Annotated in this window: 18 protein-coding genes; 17 read left to right on the plus strand and 1 reads right to left on the minus strand. The window is 72.8% G+C overall.

Going from position 1 to position 16,820, the window contains the following annotated elements; translation table 11 throughout:
* The first annotated feature begins 9 nt into the window (after nucleotides 1–9).
* The 13 genes from metK to CP983_RS28035 are packed head-to-tail and all read left to right on the plus strand — an operon-like array spanning nucleotide 10 to nucleotide 12,385.
* Nucleotides 10–1,173 carry a methionine adenosyltransferase gene (gene metK, locus CP983_RS27975; RefSeq protein WP_150502543.1) on the plus strand — a complete coding sequence of 388 codons (1,164 nt, stop codon included), beginning with the start codon at nucleotides 10–12 and terminating at the stop codon, nucleotides 1,171–1,173.
* A complete protein-coding gene (locus CP983_RS27980; protein WP_107905473.1) occupies nucleotides 1,173–2,180 on the plus strand; it encodes a carbohydrate kinase family protein in 1,008 nt (335 codons plus the stop codon). The genes metK and CP983_RS27980 overlap by 1 nt, the downstream gene beginning before the upstream one ends.
* A complete protein-coding gene (locus tag CP983_RS27985; protein WP_150502545.1) occupies nucleotides 2,177–3,298 on the plus strand; it encodes a DegT/DnrJ/EryC1/StrS family aminotransferase in 1,122 nt (373 codons plus the stop codon). The genes CP983_RS27980 and CP983_RS27985 overlap by 4 nt, the downstream gene beginning before the upstream one ends.
* Nucleotides 3,291–4,049 carry a class I SAM-dependent methyltransferase gene (locus CP983_RS27990; protein WP_229914753.1) on the plus strand — a complete coding sequence of 253 codons (759 nt, stop codon included), beginning with the start codon at nucleotides 3,291–3,293 and terminating at the stop codon, nucleotides 4,047–4,049. Before CP983_RS27985 ends, CP983_RS27990 begins: the two co-directional genes overlap by 8 nt.
* On the plus strand, nucleotides 4,046–4,657 hold the full coding sequence (locus CP983_RS27995) for a dTDP-4-dehydrorhamnose 3,5-epimerase family protein (RefSeq protein WP_308436544.1): 612 nt from the start codon (nucleotides 4,046–4,048) through the stop codon (nucleotides 4,655–4,657). Before CP983_RS27990 ends, CP983_RS27995 begins: the two co-directional genes overlap by 4 nt.
* Nucleotides 4,648–5,655, plus strand: a complete 1,008-nt coding sequence (locus CP983_RS28000; RefSeq protein ID WP_150502547.1) for an NAD-dependent epimerase/dehydratase — start codon at nucleotides 4,648–4,650, stop codon at nucleotides 5,653–5,655. The genes CP983_RS27995 and CP983_RS28000 overlap by 10 nt, the downstream gene beginning before the upstream one ends.
* A complete protein-coding gene (locus CP983_RS28005; protein ID WP_150502549.1) occupies nucleotides 5,652–7,049 on the plus strand; it encodes an NDP-hexose 2,3-dehydratase family protein in 1,398 nt (465 codons plus the stop codon). Before CP983_RS28000 ends, CP983_RS28005 begins: the two co-directional genes overlap by 4 nt.
* 41 nt (nucleotides 7,050–7,090) lie before the next feature.
* Nucleotides 7,091–7,948: an alpha/beta fold hydrolase gene (locus CP983_RS28010; protein WP_107906213.1), complete on the plus strand. Its 858-nt coding sequence runs from the start codon at nucleotides 7,091–7,093 to the stop codon at nucleotides 7,946–7,948.
* Between the two features lie 15 nt (nucleotides 7,949–7,963).
* The gene (locus CP983_RS28015) at nucleotides 7,964–9,247 is read left to right on the plus strand and encodes an MFS transporter (RefSeq protein ID WP_373309818.1); all 1,284 of its coding nucleotides are present in this window, start codon (nucleotides 7,964–7,966) and stop codon (nucleotides 9,245–9,247) included.
* The gene (locus CP983_RS28020) at nucleotides 9,244–10,080 is read left to right on the plus strand and encodes a 4'-phosphopantetheinyl transferase family protein (RefSeq protein WP_150502553.1); all 837 of its coding nucleotides are present in this window, start codon (nucleotides 9,244–9,246) and stop codon (nucleotides 10,078–10,080) included. Before CP983_RS28015 ends, CP983_RS28020 begins: the two co-directional genes overlap by 4 nt.
* A 5-nt stretch (nucleotides 10,081–10,085) precedes the next feature.
* A complete protein-coding gene (locus tag CP983_RS28025) occupies nucleotides 10,086–11,645 on the plus strand; it encodes an acyl-CoA carboxylase subunit beta (protein ID WP_150502555.1) in 1,560 nt (519 codons plus the stop codon).
* Nucleotides 11,646–11,659: 14 nt separating this feature from the next.
* Nucleotides 11,660–11,872 (plus strand): acyl-CoA carboxylase subunit epsilon, encoded by a 213-nt coding sequence (locus CP983_RS28030; RefSeq protein ID WP_030954389.1) that lies wholly within the window; start codon nucleotides 11,660–11,662, stop codon nucleotides 11,870–11,872.
* Nucleotides 11,873–11,902: 30 nt separating this feature from the next.
* Nucleotides 11,903–12,385 carry a nuclear transport factor 2 family protein gene (locus tag CP983_RS28035; RefSeq protein WP_150502557.1) on the plus strand — a complete coding sequence of 161 codons (483 nt, stop codon included), beginning with the start codon at nucleotides 11,903–11,905 and terminating at the stop codon, nucleotides 12,383–12,385.
* Between the two features lie 4 nt (nucleotides 12,386–12,389).
* Here CP983_RS28035 and CP983_RS28040 read toward each other — a convergent pair whose 3' ends face one another.
* Nucleotides 12,390–13,055 (minus strand): TetR/AcrR family transcriptional regulator, encoded by a 666-nt coding sequence (locus CP983_RS28040; protein ID WP_107905466.1) that lies wholly within the window; start codon nucleotides 13,053–13,055, stop codon nucleotides 12,390–12,392.
* Nucleotides 13,056–13,121: 66 nt separating this feature from the next.
* Between CP983_RS28040 and CP983_RS28045 the strand changes: the two genes are divergently transcribed.
* The 4 genes from CP983_RS28045 (at nucleotide 13,122) to CP983_RS28060 (ending at nucleotide 16,710) form a co-directional block, all read left to right on the plus strand.
* Nucleotides 13,122–14,633 (plus strand): MFS transporter, encoded by a 1,512-nt coding sequence (locus tag CP983_RS28045; RefSeq protein WP_150502559.1) that lies wholly within the window; start codon nucleotides 13,122–13,124, stop codon nucleotides 14,631–14,633.
* Between the two features lie 5 nt (nucleotides 14,634–14,638).
* Nucleotides 14,639–15,556 carry an aldo/keto reductase gene (locus CP983_RS28050; RefSeq protein WP_150502561.1) on the plus strand — a complete coding sequence of 306 codons (918 nt, stop codon included), beginning with the start codon at nucleotides 14,639–14,641 and terminating at the stop codon, nucleotides 15,554–15,556.
* A gap of 99 nt (nucleotides 15,557–15,655) precedes the next feature.
* Complete coding sequence (locus tag CP983_RS28055; protein ID WP_107906211.1) at nucleotides 15,656–16,261, plus strand: NADPH-dependent FMN reductase; 606 nt, start codon at nucleotides 15,656–15,658, stop codon at nucleotides 16,259–16,261.
* 98 nt (nucleotides 16,262–16,359) lie between these two features.
* Nucleotides 16,360–16,710, plus strand: coding sequence for a DoxX family protein (locus CP983_RS28060; protein ID WP_150502562.1), 351 nt, complete (start codon nucleotides 16,360–16,362; stop codon nucleotides 16,708–16,710).
* The last annotated feature ends 110 nt before the right edge of the window (nucleotides 16,711–16,820 follow it).

Consider the following 16,820-nt stretch of genomic DNA (forward strand, 5'->3'; position numbering starts at 1 on the left):
GAAACCCCCATGGCTGTACGCCTGTTCACCTCGGAGTCCGTCACCGAGGGCCACCCCGACAAGATCGCCGACCAGATCAGCGACACCGTCCTGGACGCGCTGCTGCGCCAGGACCCGACCTCCCGCGTCGCCGTCGAGACCCTCATCACCACCGGGCTCGTGCACATCGCGGGCGAGGTGACGACCAAGGCGTACGCGCCCATCGCCCAGCTGGTCCGCGAGAAGGTCCTGGAGATCGGCTACGACTCCTCGCAGAAGGGCTTCGACGGCGCCTCCTGCGGTGTGTCCGTCTCGATCGGCGCCCAGTCCCCGGACATCGCCCAGGGCGTCGACACCGGCGGCGCGGGCGACCAGGGCCTGATGTTCGGCTACGCGACGGACGAGACGCCGACGCTGATGCCGCTGCCGATCTTCCTGGCGCACCGCCTGTCCAAGCGCCTGACCGAGGTCCGCAAGAACGGCACCGTCCCCTACCTGCGCCCGGACGGGAAGACGCAGGTCACCATCGAGTACGACGGCGACCGAGCCGTACGCCTCGACACGGTCGTCGTCTCCTCGCAGCACGCGAGCGACATCGACCTCGACACCCTTCTCGCGCCCGACATCCGGGAGTTCGTGGTCGAGCCGGAGCTGAAGGCTCTCGTCGACGAGGGCATCAAGCTGGACACCGAGGGCTACCGCCTGCTGGTGAACCCGACCGGCCGTTTCGAGATCGGCGGTCCGATGGGTGACGCGGGTCTGACCGGCCGGAAGATCATCATCGACACGTACGGCGGCATGGCCCGCCACGGCGGCGGCGCCTTCTCCGGCAAGGACCCGTCCAAGGTGGACCGTTCGGCGGCGTACGCGATGCGCTGGGTCGCCAAGAACGTCGTAGCGGCCGGTCTGGCCGCCCGCTGCGAGGTGCAGGTGGCGTACGCGATCGGCAGGGCCGAGCCGGTGGGCCTGTTCGTGGAGACCTTCGGCACCGAGAAGGCCGGCGTGGCGAGGATCCAGGCCGCCATCACCGAGGTCTTCGACCTGCGTCCGGCCGCGATCATCCGGGACCTCGACCTGCTGCGCCCGATCTACGCCAAGACCGCCGCGTACGGTCACTTCGGCCGTGAACTGCCGGAGTTCACCTGGGAGCGGACGGACCGCGTCGAGGCGCTGCGGAAGGCGGCCGGGGCCTGATGCGCATCGCCGTCACGGGCTCCATCGCCACCGACCATCTGCTGTCCTTCCCGGGCCGGTTCACCGAGCAGTTCGTCGCCGACCGGCTGGACCGGGTCTCCCTGTCCTTCCTCGCGGACAGCCTGGAGGTGCGCCGCGGGGGAGTGGCCGCCAACATCGCGCTCGGCCTGGCCCGGCTCGGACTCGATCCGGTGCTGGTGGGCGCGGCCGGCGCCGACTTCGCGGAGTACGCGGCCTGGCTGCGCGCGAACGGGGTCGCCACGGACGCCGTACTGGTCAGCGAGACCCTGCACACCGCACGCTTCGTGTGCACCACCGACCTCGACCACAACCAGATCGCCACGTTCTACGCCGGCGCCATGGCGGAGGCATCCCGCATCGGCCTCGCGGACCTTGCCGAGCGTCCCGACCTGGTGCTCGTCGGGCCCAATGACCCGACGGCCATGCTCCGGCACACCGACGAGTGCCGGCAGCAGGGCATCCCGTTCGCCGCCGACCCCTCCCAGCAGCTGGCCCGGCTCACCACCGGGCAGGTACGCCGACTCGTCGACGGGGCACGGCTGCTGTTCACCAACGAGTACGAGGCCGCCCTCCTCCTGGAGCGCACCGGCTGGACCGAGGACGAGGTGCTGGAGCGCACCGGAGCCTGGCTCGTCACCCGTGGCGCCGACGGCGTCGACATCGCCCGCGCCGGCCGGGAGCGGCTGCACGTCGACGCCGTACCGACCGACCGGGCCGTCGACCCGACCGGTGTCGGCGACGCGTTCCGCGCCGGCTTCCTCGCCGGGGCCGCCCGCGGTCTGGCGCCCGAGCCGGCCGCCCGGCTGGGCTGCGCGCTGGCGACCGTCGTGCTGGAGACCGTCGGCACCCAGGAGTACGTGCTGACCGGGGCCGATCTGCTCCGCCGTATCGAAGCCGCCCACGGCCCGGCCGCCGCCCGGGAGACCGGGCCCGGCCTCGGCCCCGACCGAACCCCGAGCAACTTCAAGCAGGAGGCGATCGCGTGACCACCCGAGTCTGGGACTATCTGCCGGAGTACGCAGTCGAGAAGGACGACATCCTGGACGCCGTCGCGAAGGTGTTCGGGTCCGGTCAGCTGGTGCTCGGCGAGAGCGTCAAGGGCTTCGAGGCCGAGTTCGCCGCCTACCACGGGCTGCCGTACGCCACCGGCGTCGACAACGGCACCAACGCTCTCAAGCTCGCCCTTCAGGCGCTGGGCGTCGGCCCCGGCGACGAGGTCGTCACCGTGTCCAACACGGCAGCCCCGACCGTCGTCGCCATCGTCGGCGCCGGGGCCACACCGGTGTTCGTGGACGTCCGCGAGGACGACTTCCTCATCGACACCGAGCAGGTCGAGGCCGCCATCACACCCCGCACCAAGGTGCTGCTGCCGGTCCACCTGTACGGCCAGAGCGTCGACATGGAGCCGCTGAGGCGCATCGCCGACAAGCACGGGCTGAAGATCCTGGAGGACTGCGCCCAGTCGCACGGCGCCCGCCACCACGGCCGGCTCACCGGCACCATGGGCGACGCGGCGGCCTTCTCCTTCTACCCCACCAAGGTCCTCGGCGCCTACGGCGACGGCGGCGCCGTCGTCACCGCCGACGAGACGACCGACCGGGCCATGAAGCAGCTGCGCTACTACGGCATGGACAAGGTCTACTACGTGGTGCGCACGCCGGGCCACAACTCCCGCTTGGACGAGGTGCAGGCGGAGATCCTGCGCCGCAAGCTGACCCGTCTCGACGCCTACGTCGCCGGCCGGGGTGCCGTCGCCCGCCGCTACGAGGAGCAGCTCGCCGACGTCACAGGACCCGGCGGACTGCTGCTGCCGGCCACCAACCCGGGCAACACGCACGTCTACTACGTGTACGTCGTCCGGCACCCGAAGCGGGACGCGATCATCGAGGCGCTCAAGGCGTACGACATCCACCTCAACATCAGCTATCCGTGGCCGGTGCACACCATGTCCGGCTTCGAGCACCTCGGCCGGCCCGAGGGCTCCCTGCCGGTCACCGAGAAGCTGGCCGGGGAGATCTTCTCGCTGCCGATGTACCCGTCCCTGTCCGAGGGCCTCCAGGACAAGGTCATCGGCGCGCTGCGGGAGGTGCTCGCGCGTGTCTGAGGCAGCCGGGCCCACGGGCATCTACGACGCGGGCGACATCTACGACGCGATCTACAACGGACGCGGCAAGGACTACCGCGCCGAGTCCGCCGTCGTCGCCAAGCACATCCGCTCCCGCTTCCCCGCCGCCGCCTCCCTGCTGGACGTCGGCTGCGGCACCGGCGGCCATCTCACGCACTTCGCCGAGGAGTTCGGGGACGTGCGCGGCATCGACCTGGCCGACGGCATGCTCGACGTCGCCCGCCGCAACCACCCCGGCATCCCCGTCGAGCGCGGCGACATGCGCACCTTCCGGCTGAGGCGCCGGTTCGACGCCGTCGCCTGCCTCTTCGCGGCCGTCGGCAACCTCACCGGCGAGGACGAACTGCGCTCCACCCTGCGTACGTTCGCGCATCACCTCGCCCCGGGCGGCGTCGCCGTCCTCGAACCCTGGTGGTTCCCGGAGAACTTCACCCCGGACCACGTCGGCGGCAGCGTCGTCACCCACGGCGGCATGACCGTCGCCCGGGTCTCCCACACCGTCCTGCACGACACGGGCGACGCCAGCCGCATGGACGTGCACTACCTGGTCGCCAAGCCCGGCCAGGACGTCCGGCACTTCGACGACACCCATGTCATGGCCCTCTACAGCAGGGCCCAGTACGAGGCCGCGTTCACCGAGGCCGGGTTCACCGTCGAATACGTCACGGGTGAGTACCCGGGCAACGGCCTCTTCGTCGGCGTCAAGCCCGTCAACCAGGAAGGCAAGTGAGCGCCGTGCAGGTGCACAAGCTCGGCATCGAGGGTGCCTTCGAGTTCACGCCCCCCGTCTACAAGGACGACCGCGGCCTGTTCTCCTCCCCGTACCAGGAGGCCGCGTTCACCGAGGCGACCGGCCGCCCGCTGTTCCCCGTCAAGGACATCAGCCACAACCTCTCCGCCCGCGGCGTGCTGCGGGGCATCCACTACACCGCCACCCCGCCCGGCCGCGCCAAGTACGTCTACTCCCCCTACGGCCGCGTCCAGGACTTCCTGATCGACCTCCGGGTCGGCTCGCCCACCTTCGGACAGTGGGAGGCCACCGAGATCGGCGGCGACGACTGCCGCGCCCTGTACATCCCCGTCGGCGTCGGCCACGCCTTCCTGTCGCTGGCCGAAGACTCGATGGTCGTCTACGTGATGTCCGAGGGCTACGTCCCCGAGAACGAGCGCGCCGTCAGCCCCCTCGACCCCGAACTCGGCCTGCCTCTCCCGGCCGAGCTCACGGCCGCCCAGTCGCAGCGCGACCTGAGCGCGCCCACCCTCGCCGAGGCCCGCGAGCAGGGCCTGCTGCCCACGTACGAGGCCTGCCGGGAAGTGGAGGCACAGCTGTGGCCGTGAACCCCCCGCTCGTGGTCCTGCTCGGCGCCACCGGCTTCGTCGGCTCGGCGGTGCTGCGCGAACTCGCCCGCCGCCCGCTGCGGATCCGCGCCGTCTCCCGCCGCCCCGCGCCCGTCCCCGCCGGCGCCCGCGCCGACATCGAGGTCCGTGCCGCCGACCTCACCGGGCCCGGCGCCGTCGCCGAGGCCGTCGCCGGCGCCGACGTGGTGATCCACACCGTGCTGTACAGCGCCGGCACCACCACCTGGCGCGTCGAGGACGGCGACACCGCCGCCGAACGCGTCAACGTCGGCCTGGTCCGCGACCTTGTCGAGGCCCTGCGCGACGCCCGCACCGCCGACGGGTCCGCGGTCACCGTGCTGTGGGCGGGCGCCGCCTCGCAGGCCGGACCCTTGGACAAGGAGGTCCTCGACGGCACCGAGACCGACCGGCCCAAGGGCGAGTACGACCGGCAGAAGCTCGCCGCCGAACGGCTGCTGCTGGCCGCCGACGCCGAGGGCGCGCTGCGCGGCGCCGCGATCCGGCTGCCCACCGTCTTCGGCTACGGCCCCGACTCCACCGCCCGCGACAAGGGCGTCGTCACCTTCATGACGCGCCGCGCCCTGTCCGGGGAGTCCATCACCATGTGGCACGACGGCACGGTCCGCCGCGACCTGCTCTACGTCGAGGACGTGGCCCGCGCCTTCGCCGCCGCCGTCGACCACCCGGACGCGCTCGCCGGCCGGCACTGGCTGCTCGGCACCGGCCGCGGCGAACCGCTCGGCGAGGTCTTCCGCACGGTCGCGGCCCTCGTCGCCGGGCAGACCGGCAAGCCCGCCGTGCCGGTGGTGTCCGTGCCGCCGCCCGCGCACGCCGAGCCCGGCGACTTCCGCAGCGTCACCATCGACGCCTCGGCGTTCGCCGCCGCCACCGGCTGGAGTGCCGTGACACCGCTGGACGAGGCGCTCGCCCGCACGGTCGCGTTCGTCGTCTCCGGCGGCGAGGAGGCCCTGTCGTGACCGCACCCGTCGCCCCCTCGCTGCGTTCCCGCGCCGCCGAGGACCTGGCCGCCCGACTCGCCCGTTCGGCCGCCGCCACCGGCGCCGGGCACGCCCTGCGCACCGCCGACGTCGACGAGTGGCTCGCCGGCCGGGCCCGCGCCCACCGCTTCCGGGTGGAGCGGCGCCCGCTCGGCGCCCTGGACGGCTGGTCCTTCGCCGAGGGCACCGGCAACCTGGTGCACCACACCGGGAAGTTCTTCAGCGTCGAGGGGCTCCACGTCACCCTGAGCGAGGGCTCGGTGCGCTCCTGGCAGCAGCCCATCATCCGGCAGCCCGAGGTCGGCATCCTCGGCATCCTCGCCAAGGAGTTCGACGGCGTCCTGCACTTCCTGATGCAGGCCAAGATGGAGCCCGGCAACCGCAACGTCCTCCAGCTCTCGCCGACCGTGCAGGCCACCCGCAGCAACTACTCCACCGTGCACCGCGGTTCGCGGGTGAAATACCTGGAGTACTTCGCCGGGGCGGACCGGGCCCTGGTCCACGCGGACGTGCTCCAGTCCGAGCACGGCTCCTGGTTCTACCGCAAGGCCAACCGGAACATGCTCGTCGAGGCCGGCCCGGACACCGAGGTCCCCCTCGACGACGACTTCTGCTGGCTCACCCTCGGACAGCTCGGCGAACTGCTGCGCCGCGACAACCTCGTCAACATGGACGCCCGTACCGTCATCGCCTGCTTCCCGCCGGTGCACACCTCCGAGGGCGCCCTGCTCAGCGACGCCGAACTGCAGTCCTGGTTCACCGTCGAACGCTCCCGGCACGACGTGGACATGCGGCGCATCCCGCTGAACCAGGTCGAGGGCTGGCAGCGCGGCGACGACGTGGTCGAGCGGCCCGACGGCCGGTACTTCCGGGTCGTCGGCGTCCGCGTCGAGGCCGGCAACCGCGAGGTCACCGGCTGGGACCAGCCGCTGTTCGAGCCCACCGGCACCGGCGTCACCGCCTTCCTGTACCGGCGCATCGGCGGCGTACCGCACCTGCTGGTCAACGCCAAGGTGGAGGCCGGGTTCCTGGACACCGTGGAGCTCGCGCCGACCGTGCAGGCCAACCCCGGCAACTGGGAGCACCTGCCGCCCGCCGACCGCCCGCCCTTCCTGGACCTGGCGCTCGACGCCGCCGCCGACCGCGTCCGGTACGCGGCGATCCACTCCGAGGAGGGCGGCAGGTTCCTCAACGCCGAGAGCCGCTACCTCTTCATCGAGACCGACGACTCCGAGACCCCGCTGGATCCGCCGGCCGGCTACCAGTGGGCGACCCCGGGCCAGCTGGGCGCGCTCACCGCCCACGGGCACTACGTCAACGTCCAGGCCCGCACCCTGCTGTCCTGCATCGACGCCGGCGCGGTGGAGCTGTGACGCAGCTCGGGTGCGAGACCGCCCCCGCCGCCACCTCCGGCATCCGCCCGATCACCCTCGACGCCGCCGGACTCACCCTGTCCGCGCTGCTCGCCGAACCCGCGCACGGCACCCCGCGCGCCACCGTCGTCGCCCTGCACGGCGGCGGCATGAGCGCCGGCTACTTCGACGGCCGCTCCCACCCGGGCCAGTCCCTGCTCGGCCTCGGCGCCCGGCTCGGCTACACCGTCGTCGCCGTCGACCGGCCCGGCTACGGCGCCTCCGCGGGCGCCCTGCCGGACGGCCAGTGCCTCGCCGAGCAGGCGGACGCCCTGCACGCCGCCCTCGACGACCTCGCCCTGCGCCACGACACCGGTGCCGGACTGTTCCTGCTCGCCCACTCCTACGGCGGCAAACTCGCGCTCACCGCGGCCGCCGGGGAGCGCGGGGGCGCCCTGCTCGGCCTGGACGTCTCCGGTCTCGGCCACCGCTACGCCGTCACCCCGCGCGAACTGCCCGACGAACGCGGCCACGGGCACTTCAGCCGCAACTGGGGCAAGCTCCGGCTGTATCCGCCGGGCACCTTCCGCGACAGCGACACACTGGTCGCCCCGATGCCCGCGCGGGAGCGGGAGGAGGCGGCGCGCTGGCCGGAGGCGTTCGCGTCGCTGGCCGCGCGGATCCGGGTCCCGGTGCGGCTCACCTTCGCCGAGTACGAGGCGTGGTGGCGGCACGACGACGACACCCTCGCGGCGCTGCGGGCGGAGTTCGGCGGCGCGCCGCGCGTGGTGGTCGACCGGCTGCCCGGCGCCGGGCACAACATCAGCCTCGGCTGGGCCGCCCGCTCCTACCATCTGCGCGCCCTCGGCTTCCTGGAGGAGTGTCTCGCCCAGCGCGAGTGCGCCCCGACCGGACGCTGACCCGCGGTGCCCACCATGTTCGGCATGACTCTGCCCAGTGGCCTCCGCTCCCTGTCCGTGCGCAACTTCCGCCTCTTCGCGGCCGGCCAGCTCGTCTCCGTGGCGGGCACCTGGATGATGGTCGTGGCGCAGGACTGGCTGGTGCTGTCCCTGACCGGTGACTCCGCCTCGGCGCTCGCGACCGTGACGGCGCTCCAGTTCACGCCGCTGATGCTGTTCACCCTGTACGGCGGCCGGCTCGCCGACCGGCACGACAAGCGGCGCCTGCTGATGTGGGCCAACACCGCCTCCGGCGCGCTGGCCCTGAGCCTGGCGCTGCTCGACCTGAGCGGCGCGGCCCGCCTCTGGCACGTCTACCTCTTCGCGCTCGCCCTCGGCACCGTCAACGCCGTCGAGGTGCCCGCCCGGATGGCCTTCGTCAGCGAACTCGTCGGCGCGGAGCTGCTGCCGAACGCCTCCTCGCTGAGCGCCGCGTACTTCAACGTCGCCCGGGTCGCCGGTCCCGCCCTGGCGGGGCTGCTGATCGGGGCGTCCGGCACCGGCTGGGTGATGCTGCTGAACGCGGCGAGCTACGCGGGGACCGTGGCGGGGCTGCGCCTGATGCGGACGTCCGAGCTGCACCGCTCGGGGCGTGCGGCCGTCAAGGGCGGGGTGGCCGACGGCCTGCGGTACGTCAGGACCCGCCCGGACCTGCTGCTGCCCGTCGCGCTGATCGCCGTCGTCGGACTGTTCGGCCTCAACTTCCAGCTGCTGCTGCCCCTGCTCGCCAAGACCGTGTTCCACGCCGACGCGGCCTCCTTCGGGCTGCTCACCACGGCGTTCGCGGCCGGCTCCCTGCTCGCCGCGCTGGTCGGCACGGGACGCCGCTCCCGCCCGCCGGCCCGTACCGTCGTGCTCTCCGCGCTCGCCTTCGGCGTCCTGGAGACGACGGCCGCGTGGGTCCCCGGCTTCACCTCGGCGCTGTTCCTGCTGGCCCTGACCGGCTTCGCCTCCCTGTACTTCGCCCAGGCCGCCAACCACCGCATCCAGCTGGGCAGCGACCCCGACTACCGGGGCCGGGTGATGGCCCTCTACACCCTGATCCTCCAGGGCTCGACCCCTCTGGGCGCCCTCCTCATCGGCTGGCTCGCCCAGCAACTGGGGGCACGCGCGGGCCTGCTGGCGGGCGGCCTGGTGTCGGTGGGGGCGGCGGCGGTGGCCCTGGTCGTGGAGCGGCGGGGGAGCGGCGAGGACGACCCCCTGGCGCAGGAGCCGCCGACCCGTGAGCCCAGGCACTCCACCAGAGGCGGTACGACATGACATCGCGGCCCGCCACCACGGCACCGGCCCTGCGGCTGGGCGCCCCCCGAGAACTGCACCTGTGGGCCCTGCGCCCGCCCGCCGAGGAACCGCCGTCCATGAGCGAGCTGGACGCGGAGGAGCGCCGCCGGGCCGCCGGTTTCCTGCGGGCGGACGCGCGGCTGGTCTACCTGCACGCGCACATCGCGCTGCGCAGGCTGCTGTCGGCGTACACCGGCACCGCCCCCGCACTGCTCCGGCTGCGCAGAGCCCCCTGCCCCCACTGCGGCGGCCCGCACGGCCGTCCCGTCCTGCCGGGCCCGCTGCACTTCTCCCTGTCCCACAGCCACGGCCTCGTCCTGATCGGCGTGGCCGCGAGTCCCGTCGGCGTGGACGTGCAACGGGTGCCGGACGCACCGACGGTGGAGCTGTGCCTGCCACGGCTGCACCCGGCGGAGCGCCGCGAGGTGCTGGGCGCGCCCGAGGACCGGCGGCCGAGGGTCTTCGCGGAGCTGTGGAGCCGCAAGGAGGCGTACCTCAAGGGCCTCGGCACCGGACTCGGCCACGGTGTCGGCGGCCACTACCTCGGGGTCCACGCGAACGCCGGAGGCCACCGCGCACCGGACGGCTGGCTCGTCGCCGGCCTGCACGGCTGCCCCGGCCACGTGTCCGCGCTCGCGGTCGAGGCGGCGACCGCCCACCGTGCCGTACTCCACGAACTCCCGGACCGGATCGCCGAGTTGCCGCGGCCGGCGGCCGCCGAGGCGATCGCCGCCGCCGAACCGGTCCTGTCCATGGCCCTGCCCGCGCCGCCCGTACCGACAGCGACACCGACACCGACACACGAGGAGTGAGTGACATGGGGGAGACCACCACGCCCGGCCGCGTCGAGGAGCTCGGCCACATCAAGGAACAGGCCCGCGAGGGCCCCGATCCGAAGGCCACCGAACGCCAGCACGCCAAGGGCAAGCTGACCGCCCGCGAACGCATCGGACTCCTGCTGGACAAGGGCAGCTTCACCGAGGTCGAACCGCTGCGCCGGCATCGCGCCGCGGGCTTCGGGCTGGAGGCCAAACGGCCTTACACGGACGGGGTGGTGACCGGCTGGGGCACCGTCGACGGCCGTACCGTCTTCGTCTACGCCCATGACTTCCGCATCTTCGGCGGCGCCCTCGGCGAGGCCCACGCGCAGAAGATCCACAAGCTGATGGACATGGCCCTGTCCGCCGGAGCGCCGCTGGTGTCCCTCAACGACGGGGCCGGCGCCCGGATCCAGGAGGGCGTGTCCGCGCTCGCCGGGTACGGCGGCATCTTCCGCCGCAACACCAGGGCCTCCGGCGTGATCCCGCAGATCTCGGTCATGCTCGGCCCCTGCGCGGGCGGTGCCGCCTACTCGCCCGCGCTGACCGACTTCGTCTTCGCCGTACGGGACATCTCCCAGATGTTCATCACCGGCCCCGACGTGGTCCAGACGGTCACCGGCGAGCAGGTCACGCAGAACGAGCTCGGCGGTGCCGACGTGCACGGCGGTGTCTCCGGCGTCGCGCACTTCGTCTACGACGACGAGGAGACCTGCCTCGCCGAGGTGCGCTACCTGCTGTCCCTGCTGCCCGCCAACAACCGCGAGCTGCCGCCGACGGTGCGCGGCGCCGACCCGGTGGACCGCGCCGGGGACACCCTGCTCGAGACGGTCCCGGCGGACGGCAACCGCTCCTACGACATCCGCGCGGTGATCGAGGAACTCGTCGACGACGGCGAGTACATGGAGGTCCACGCGGCCTGGGCCACCAACCTGGTGTGCGCGCTGGCCCGGCTGGACGGCCATGTCGTCGGCATCGTCGCCAACCAGCCTGCCTCGATGGCCGGTGTGCTGGACATCAGGGCGAGCGAGAAGGGCGCGCGGTTCGTGCAGTTCTGCGACTCCTTCAACATCCCGCTGGTCACCCTGGTCGACGTGCCGGGCTTCCTGCCGGGCGTCGACCAGGAGCACGACGGCATCATCCGGCGCGGCGCCAAGCTGCTGTACGCGTACTGCAACGCCACCGTCCCGCGCGTCTCGGTGGTGCTGCGCAAGGCGTACGGCGGCGCCTACATCGTCATGGACTCCCGGTCCATCGGCGCGGACATCGCTCTTGCCTGGCCCACCAACGAGATCGCGGTGATGGGCGCCGAGGGCGCGGCGGGTGTCGTCTTCCGCCGGGAGATCGCCGCGGCCGAGGACCCCGAGGCGATGCGCCGCCGGAAGATCGAGGAGTACCGCACCGAGCTGGTCCACCCCTACTACGCCGCCGAACGCGGCCTGGTCGACGACGTGATCGACCCGCGCGAGACCCGCTCGGTGCTCTGCCGGGCCATCGCCATGCTGGCCGGCAAGGACGCCGACCTGCCCCGCCGCAAGCACGGAAACCCGCCGCAGTGACAGGGGACCCGGCCATGACGCCCACTCAGTTGTTCCGCGTGGAGAAGGGCAGTCCCGGCCCCGAGGAGCTGGCCGCGCTCACCGCGGTCCTGCTCTCCCGTACGGCCGCCCTGGGCGCCGAGCCCGACGACCTCTCCCGCCGCCATCGCGCCGTCGCCCGCTGGCGGCGCCTCGAACGCGACCGGGGCTTCACCGGCCCGCGCGGCTGGCGCGGCACCGGCCACTGAACCGCAGACCACCCGAGAAGAGGAGCAGCCATGACCACCCCTGACGAGCTGGCGCAGCTGGGCGCCCAGGTCCGTACCCTCGCCGACCGCGCCGCGATCACCGAGGTGTGCGACCGCTACGTCCATCACCTGGACGCCGACCGGCACAACGACACCTGGTTCGGCTCGGTGTTCACCGCCGACGTCCATCTCACGTTCCCCTTCGGCGAGTTCAAGGGCTTCGAGGGGCTCGCGGGCTTCCAGCAGATGGCCCGTACGACCTTCGAGCGCACCCACCACCTCGCCGGGAACTACACGATCGAACTCCACCCCGGGGGCGACGAGGACGCGGCGCGGGTGCGTGCCCATCTGATGGCCGTGCATGTGCGCCGGCCCGATGAGCCCGCCGCCCACTTCGACATCGGCGGGCACTACGAGGCCGAGCTGACCCGCACCCCGGCGGGCTGGCGCATCCGCCGGTTCACCTTCGACCTGGTGTGGAACGCGGGGCAGGGCCCGAACCCCGGGCACTGAGCGCTCAGCCGCCGTCCCGGGGCAGATAGCCGTACAGGAAGGCGTGGACGCCGGCCGCCGCGATGTCGTGCGTCTCGGCGTCGGTCAGCGCGTCCACGCCGGCCTGGCCGCGGCCCCAGGTGTTGGTGACGAGCACGACGAAGTGCTGGGCGGCGAGTTCGGAGTCCCGCACGTGCAGCAGGCCGCTCTCGGCGAGCCGGGCCATCCGGGCGGCGAGCGTGCGCTGCACCCGCAGCGGGCCGGCCTTCTGCCAGGCGTCGTGCAGGTCGCCGGGGAAGTTCTCGCCCTCGGCGTTGATCCGGGCGACGATCGCGAAGTGGTCGGTGAACTCCGGGCGCGGCCGCACCCAGTCCATGGCGAGCGACACCAGGTCGGCCTCCAGGCCGGCCGCGCTCGACGTACGGCCCAGACATCGCTCGATCATCGCCTCGTGGGCGGCGGCGACCTGCTCCGAGCTCTCGATGAGCACCGTGGAGAACAGCTGTTCCTTGTTCTCGAAGTGGTTGTAGATCGTGCGCGTCGACACCGACGCCTCGGTGGCGATCATGTCGATGCTGGCGCCCTGGTAGCCGACCCGGCCGAACACCTTCCGGGAGGCGTCCAGGATGGCCCGCCGCTTCTCCGGGAACCCCTTGCGCGGCCTGCCCCGCCCGCTGTCTGCACTGGTCATGCGGCACCTCCTGGTCGATTACAACGACCACTTTACACAGTGCAATGCACGTTGTACTTTACCTTCATGAGCGCATCGCAGAAGCTCGACCGGGCAGGGGTGCCGTCCGGCGCCGGATCCCCGGACTCCGGGGGCCGCGTCAGGGCCGCGCTGACCCTCGGGTCCGTGCTCCTCGGCTATCTGATCGTCCCGATGGCGATGTCCGGCACCAGCGTCGCGCTCCCGCGCATCGCCGCCGACCTGGGCGGCAGCGGCGGCGCCCTGCAGTGGGTGGTCACCGGGTACTTCCTCGCCGCGTCCTGCCTGATGCTCGTCGCGGGCTCGCTCGGCGACCTCTTCGGACGCCGGCGCATCTTCGCCGTCGGTGCGGTGCTCTACGTCGCCAGCACCGCGGCCGCCGCGTTCGCCCCGCACATCCTGGTCCTCGACGCGGCCCGGACCCTGTCCGGCGTGGGCGCGGCCGGCGTGATGGCCGGCGGCGGCGCGATCCTCGGCAGCAGTTTCGAGGGGCCCGCCCGCACCCGGGCCTTCGCCATGGTCGGCACCACGGTCGGCGTCGGCCTCGCCTTCGGCCCGACCTTCGCGGGCTGGCTGGTCAGCGCCCTCGACTGGCGCGCGATGTTCGGCGCCTTCGCCGGCGTCGGCCTCCTGCTCGTGATCGGCACGCTGTTCCTGAAGGAATCCGCCGCCGAGCACCGCCCCAGGTTCGATCTGCCGGGCACCATCGCCTTCGTCCTCGGCATCATCGGCCTGATGTACGGCACCAACCAGGTGGCGTCGGCGGGCTGGACCAGCCCCAGGGTGCTCGGCTTCCTGGGCGCGGGAGCGCTGATGCTCGTGGTCTTCGTCGCCCTGGAACGGCGCGCCGAACACCCGGTCCTGGACCTGGCGCTGCTGCGCGGCGGCCCCTTCACCGGCTGGCTGCTGGCCGCCCTGACCACGGCCGTCGGCACCGTCGGCGTCCTGGTCTACCTGCCGACCTACCTCCAGGGGGCCGGCGACTTCTCCGCCGGGGACGCGGGCACCCTGATGCTGGCGATGACCCTGCCTGTCCTGGCGGTGCCGCCGCTGGCCGGGAAGCTGGTCAACCAGGGCGTGTCCGCCCGGCTCCTCATCACACTGGCCGTCGCCCTGATCGCCGCCGGCAACGCCTGGATGACCGTGCTCGCCCCGGGCTCGGGCGCCGTACAGCTCATCGGCCCGCTGCTGCTGATCGGCGTCGGCAACGGCCTGGCCGCCGCGCTGATCGACGCCCAGGCCATGGAGCACGTCGCCCCCGACCGCATCGGCATGGCCTCCGGACTGCTCAACACCGCCCGCGGCGGCGCCAACGCGCTCGTCCTCGCAGTCTTCGGCGCCGCCCTGATCAGCCTGATGCAGTCCGAGGTCGGCGGCCGCGAGCAGGCAGGACGGGTGGCCGCGGGCGACCTCGGCGGCGAGTCCCACGCCTTCCTCGCCGAGCAGTACACCGACGCCTGGCACCTCGTGCTGTGGACGGTGGCCGGCCTGTGCGCGCTGTCCGGCCTGGCCGTCAACCGCCTCGTCGCCGGCACCGCCGCCGGCACGGACAAGGGGTGAGCGGGATGCGTACGACACTCCCGACCGCGCCGATGGGCGCCACCGGCCTCGTCGCCCCCGTCCAGGGACTCGGCTGCATGCGGATGACCGAACCGGCCACCGCGACCGGCCCGTCCGCAGCCGCCACCGTCATCAACCGCGCGCTCGACCTCGGCGCCACGATGATCGACACCTCCGACATGTACGGCCGCGGCCGCAACGAGGAGATGGTCGGCCGGGCCGTGCGCCACCGGCGCGACGAGGCGGTGCTGTGCACCCGCTTCGGCGTGGTCTTCGGCCCCGGCGACAGCTGGTCGATGCGCGGCGACGCCCCCTTCGTACGGGCGTCCTGCGAGGCCAGCCTGAAGCGGCTCGGCACCGACGTCATCGACCTGTACTACCTCGCCCGCCCGCATGTGAACGTACCCCTGGAGGAGACCATCGGCGCCATGGCCGGCCTGGTCGCCGAGGGCAAGGTGCGCCACCTCGGGCTCAGCGAGGTCAGCGGCGCGGAACTGCGCCGCGCCCACGCCGTCCACCCCGTCTCGGCCGTGCAGTCGGAGTGGTCGCTGGGCGCCCGGCGGATCGAGGCGATGGTGCCGGACTGCGTCGAACTCGGCGTCGGGGTCGTGCCGTTCTCGCCGAACGGACGCGGGCTGCTCAGCGCCCGGGACGACCGCTCGGCGCAGCTCGCCCGCACCTTCCCGGGCCGCGAGGACCTGCCGGGCGTCCTGCGCGACATCGCCACCGGGCACGGTGTGCGGCCCGGTCAGATCGCGCTGGCCTGGGTGCACCACAGGGCCCGGGTCTGGGGGATCCCCGTCACCCCGATCCCCGGCACCCGGCGCCTGGACCACCTTCAGGAGAACGTCGCCGCCGCGGGCATCGCCCTCACCGACACCGAACTGGCCCGGCTCGACGCGGTGTCCCCGGCGGGAGCGTGAGCCACCGGCGGGAGGGAAGCCACACCGCCACCACCCAGCCACCCCCTCTCATCCCTTCTCACCCCTTATGTGAAGCACTTGATGAAGGAGCACCTCAGCATGTCCACGAACACCCTGAAGCTCGCCGTCATCCTCGGCTCCGTCCGTGAGGGCCGGTTCGGCGAGGTCGTGACGCACTGGTTCGCCGGCCTGGCCAAGGAGCACAGCGCCTTCGACGTCGAGGTCATCGACCTCTCCGAGACCGAGCTGCCGCTCTCCCTGCCGGCGACGCCGCCCGCCATGGCGACCGAGGAGGTGCGCCCGGCCGAGATGCTCCCGCTCTCCGCGAAGCTGGCCGCGGCCGACGCGTTCGTCGTGGTCACCCCCGAGTACAACCACAGCTTCCCGGCCTCCCTGAAGGCCCTCATCGACTGGCACTTCACCGAGTGGCAGGCCAAGCCGGTCGGCTTCGTCTCCTACGGCGCCCAGAGCGGCGGCCTGCGCGCCGTCGAGCAGCTGCGCCAGGTCTTCGCCGAGATGCACGCCGTCACCATCCGCGACGGGCTGGCCTTCCCGTTCTACTGGGAGGCGTTCGGCGAGGACGGCGCCCCGCGTGACGCCGAGGGCACCAACGGCGCCCTGAAGGTGATGCTCGACGAGCTCGCCTGGTGGGGCAACGCGCTGCACGAGGCCCGCGCCAAGTCCCCCTACAACCCCGAGGCCTGACGCGGCGAGGGCGGGGGCAGGTCAGGCCGGCCCCCGCCCTCGTTCCTTTCCCACCGCCCCGTCCCCTCCGCTCACCCCTCCCACTCCCCGGAGAAGTCATGTACATAGCATACATAGTGCTCGCCGTGATCGTGTCGTTCCTGCTGGTGTTCTCCGGCCGCAGCATGCTGGTCAAGGACAAGGACATCGTGGAGACGCTGACCCGGCTCGGCGTGCCGAGCAACTGGTACACGATGCTGGCGCTGCTGAAGTTCGCCGGTGCCGCGGGCCTGCTGATCGGCATCTTCTACCGGCCGCTGGGCATCGCCGCCGCCATCGGCGTGGTGCTCTTCTTCATCGGCGCGGTCATCTCCCACCTGCGGGTGAAGGACGTCAAGGGCGTACCGGTGCCCTTCGTGCTGGTGCTGGTCTCGGCCGCCCCGCTGGTGCTGGGCCTCGCCACGCTGTGACGGCGCGCGCCGCACGCGCGCCCGCCCCTCGGCCCGTACGGACGCCCCGTACGGGCCGATCGCCCTTGCCCGCCCCCAGCGTCCACCAGGGAGCAGCATGACGCCGACCC

It is taken from the genome of Streptomyces chartreusis, from assembly GCF_008704715.1.
Taxonomy (GTDB): domain Bacteria; phylum Actinomycetota; class Actinomycetes; order Streptomycetales; family Streptomycetaceae; genus Streptomyces; species Streptomyces chartreusis.

Excerpts from the sequence above, each read along its gene's own strand:
- CP983_RS28035 (WP_150502557.1), top strand. The coding sequence starts at position 11,903 with ATGACCACCCCTGACGAGCTGGCGCAGCTGGGCGCCCAGGTCCGTACC.
- CP983_RS27980 (WP_107905473.1), top strand. The coding sequence starts at position 1,173 with ATGCGCATCGCCGTCACGGGCTCCATCGCCACCGACCATCTGCTGTCC.
- CP983_RS28045 (WP_150502559.1), top strand. The coding sequence starts at position 13,122 with ATGAGCGCATCGCAGAAGCTCGACCGGGCAGGGGTGCCGTCCGGCGCC.
- CP983_RS28025 (WP_150502555.1), top strand. The coding sequence starts at position 10,086 with ATGGGGGAGACCACCACGCCCGGCCGCGTCGAGGAGCTCGGCCACATC.
- metK (WP_150502543.1), top strand. The coding sequence starts at position 10 with ATGGCTGTACGCCTGTTCACCTCGGAGTCCGTCACCGAGGGCCACCCC.
- CP983_RS28040 (WP_107905466.1), bottom strand. The coding sequence starts at position 13,055 with ATGACCAGTGCAGACAGCGGGCGGGGCAGGCCGCGCAAGGGGTTCCCG.
- CP983_RS28020 (WP_150502553.1), top strand. The coding sequence starts at position 9,244 with ATGACATCGCGGCCCGCCACCACGGCACCGGCCCTGCGGCTGGGCGCC.
- CP983_RS28050 (WP_150502561.1), top strand. The coding sequence starts at position 14,639 with ATGCGTACGACACTCCCGACCGCGCCGATGGGCGCCACCGGCCTCGTC.
- CP983_RS28055 (WP_107906211.1), top strand. The coding sequence starts at position 15,656 with ATGTCCACGAACACCCTGAAGCTCGCCGTCATCCTCGGCTCCGTCCGT.
- CP983_RS28060 (WP_150502562.1), top strand. The coding sequence starts at position 16,360 with ATGTACATAGCATACATAGTGCTCGCCGTGATCGTGTCGTTCCTGCTG.
- CP983_RS28030 (WP_030954389.1), top strand. The coding sequence starts at position 11,660 with ATGACGCCCACTCAGTTGTTCCGCGTGGAGAAGGGCAGTCCCGGCCCC.
- CP983_RS28015 (WP_373309818.1), top strand. The coding sequence starts at position 7,964 with ATGTTCGGCATGACTCTGCCCAGTGGCCTCCGCTCCCTGTCCGTGCGC.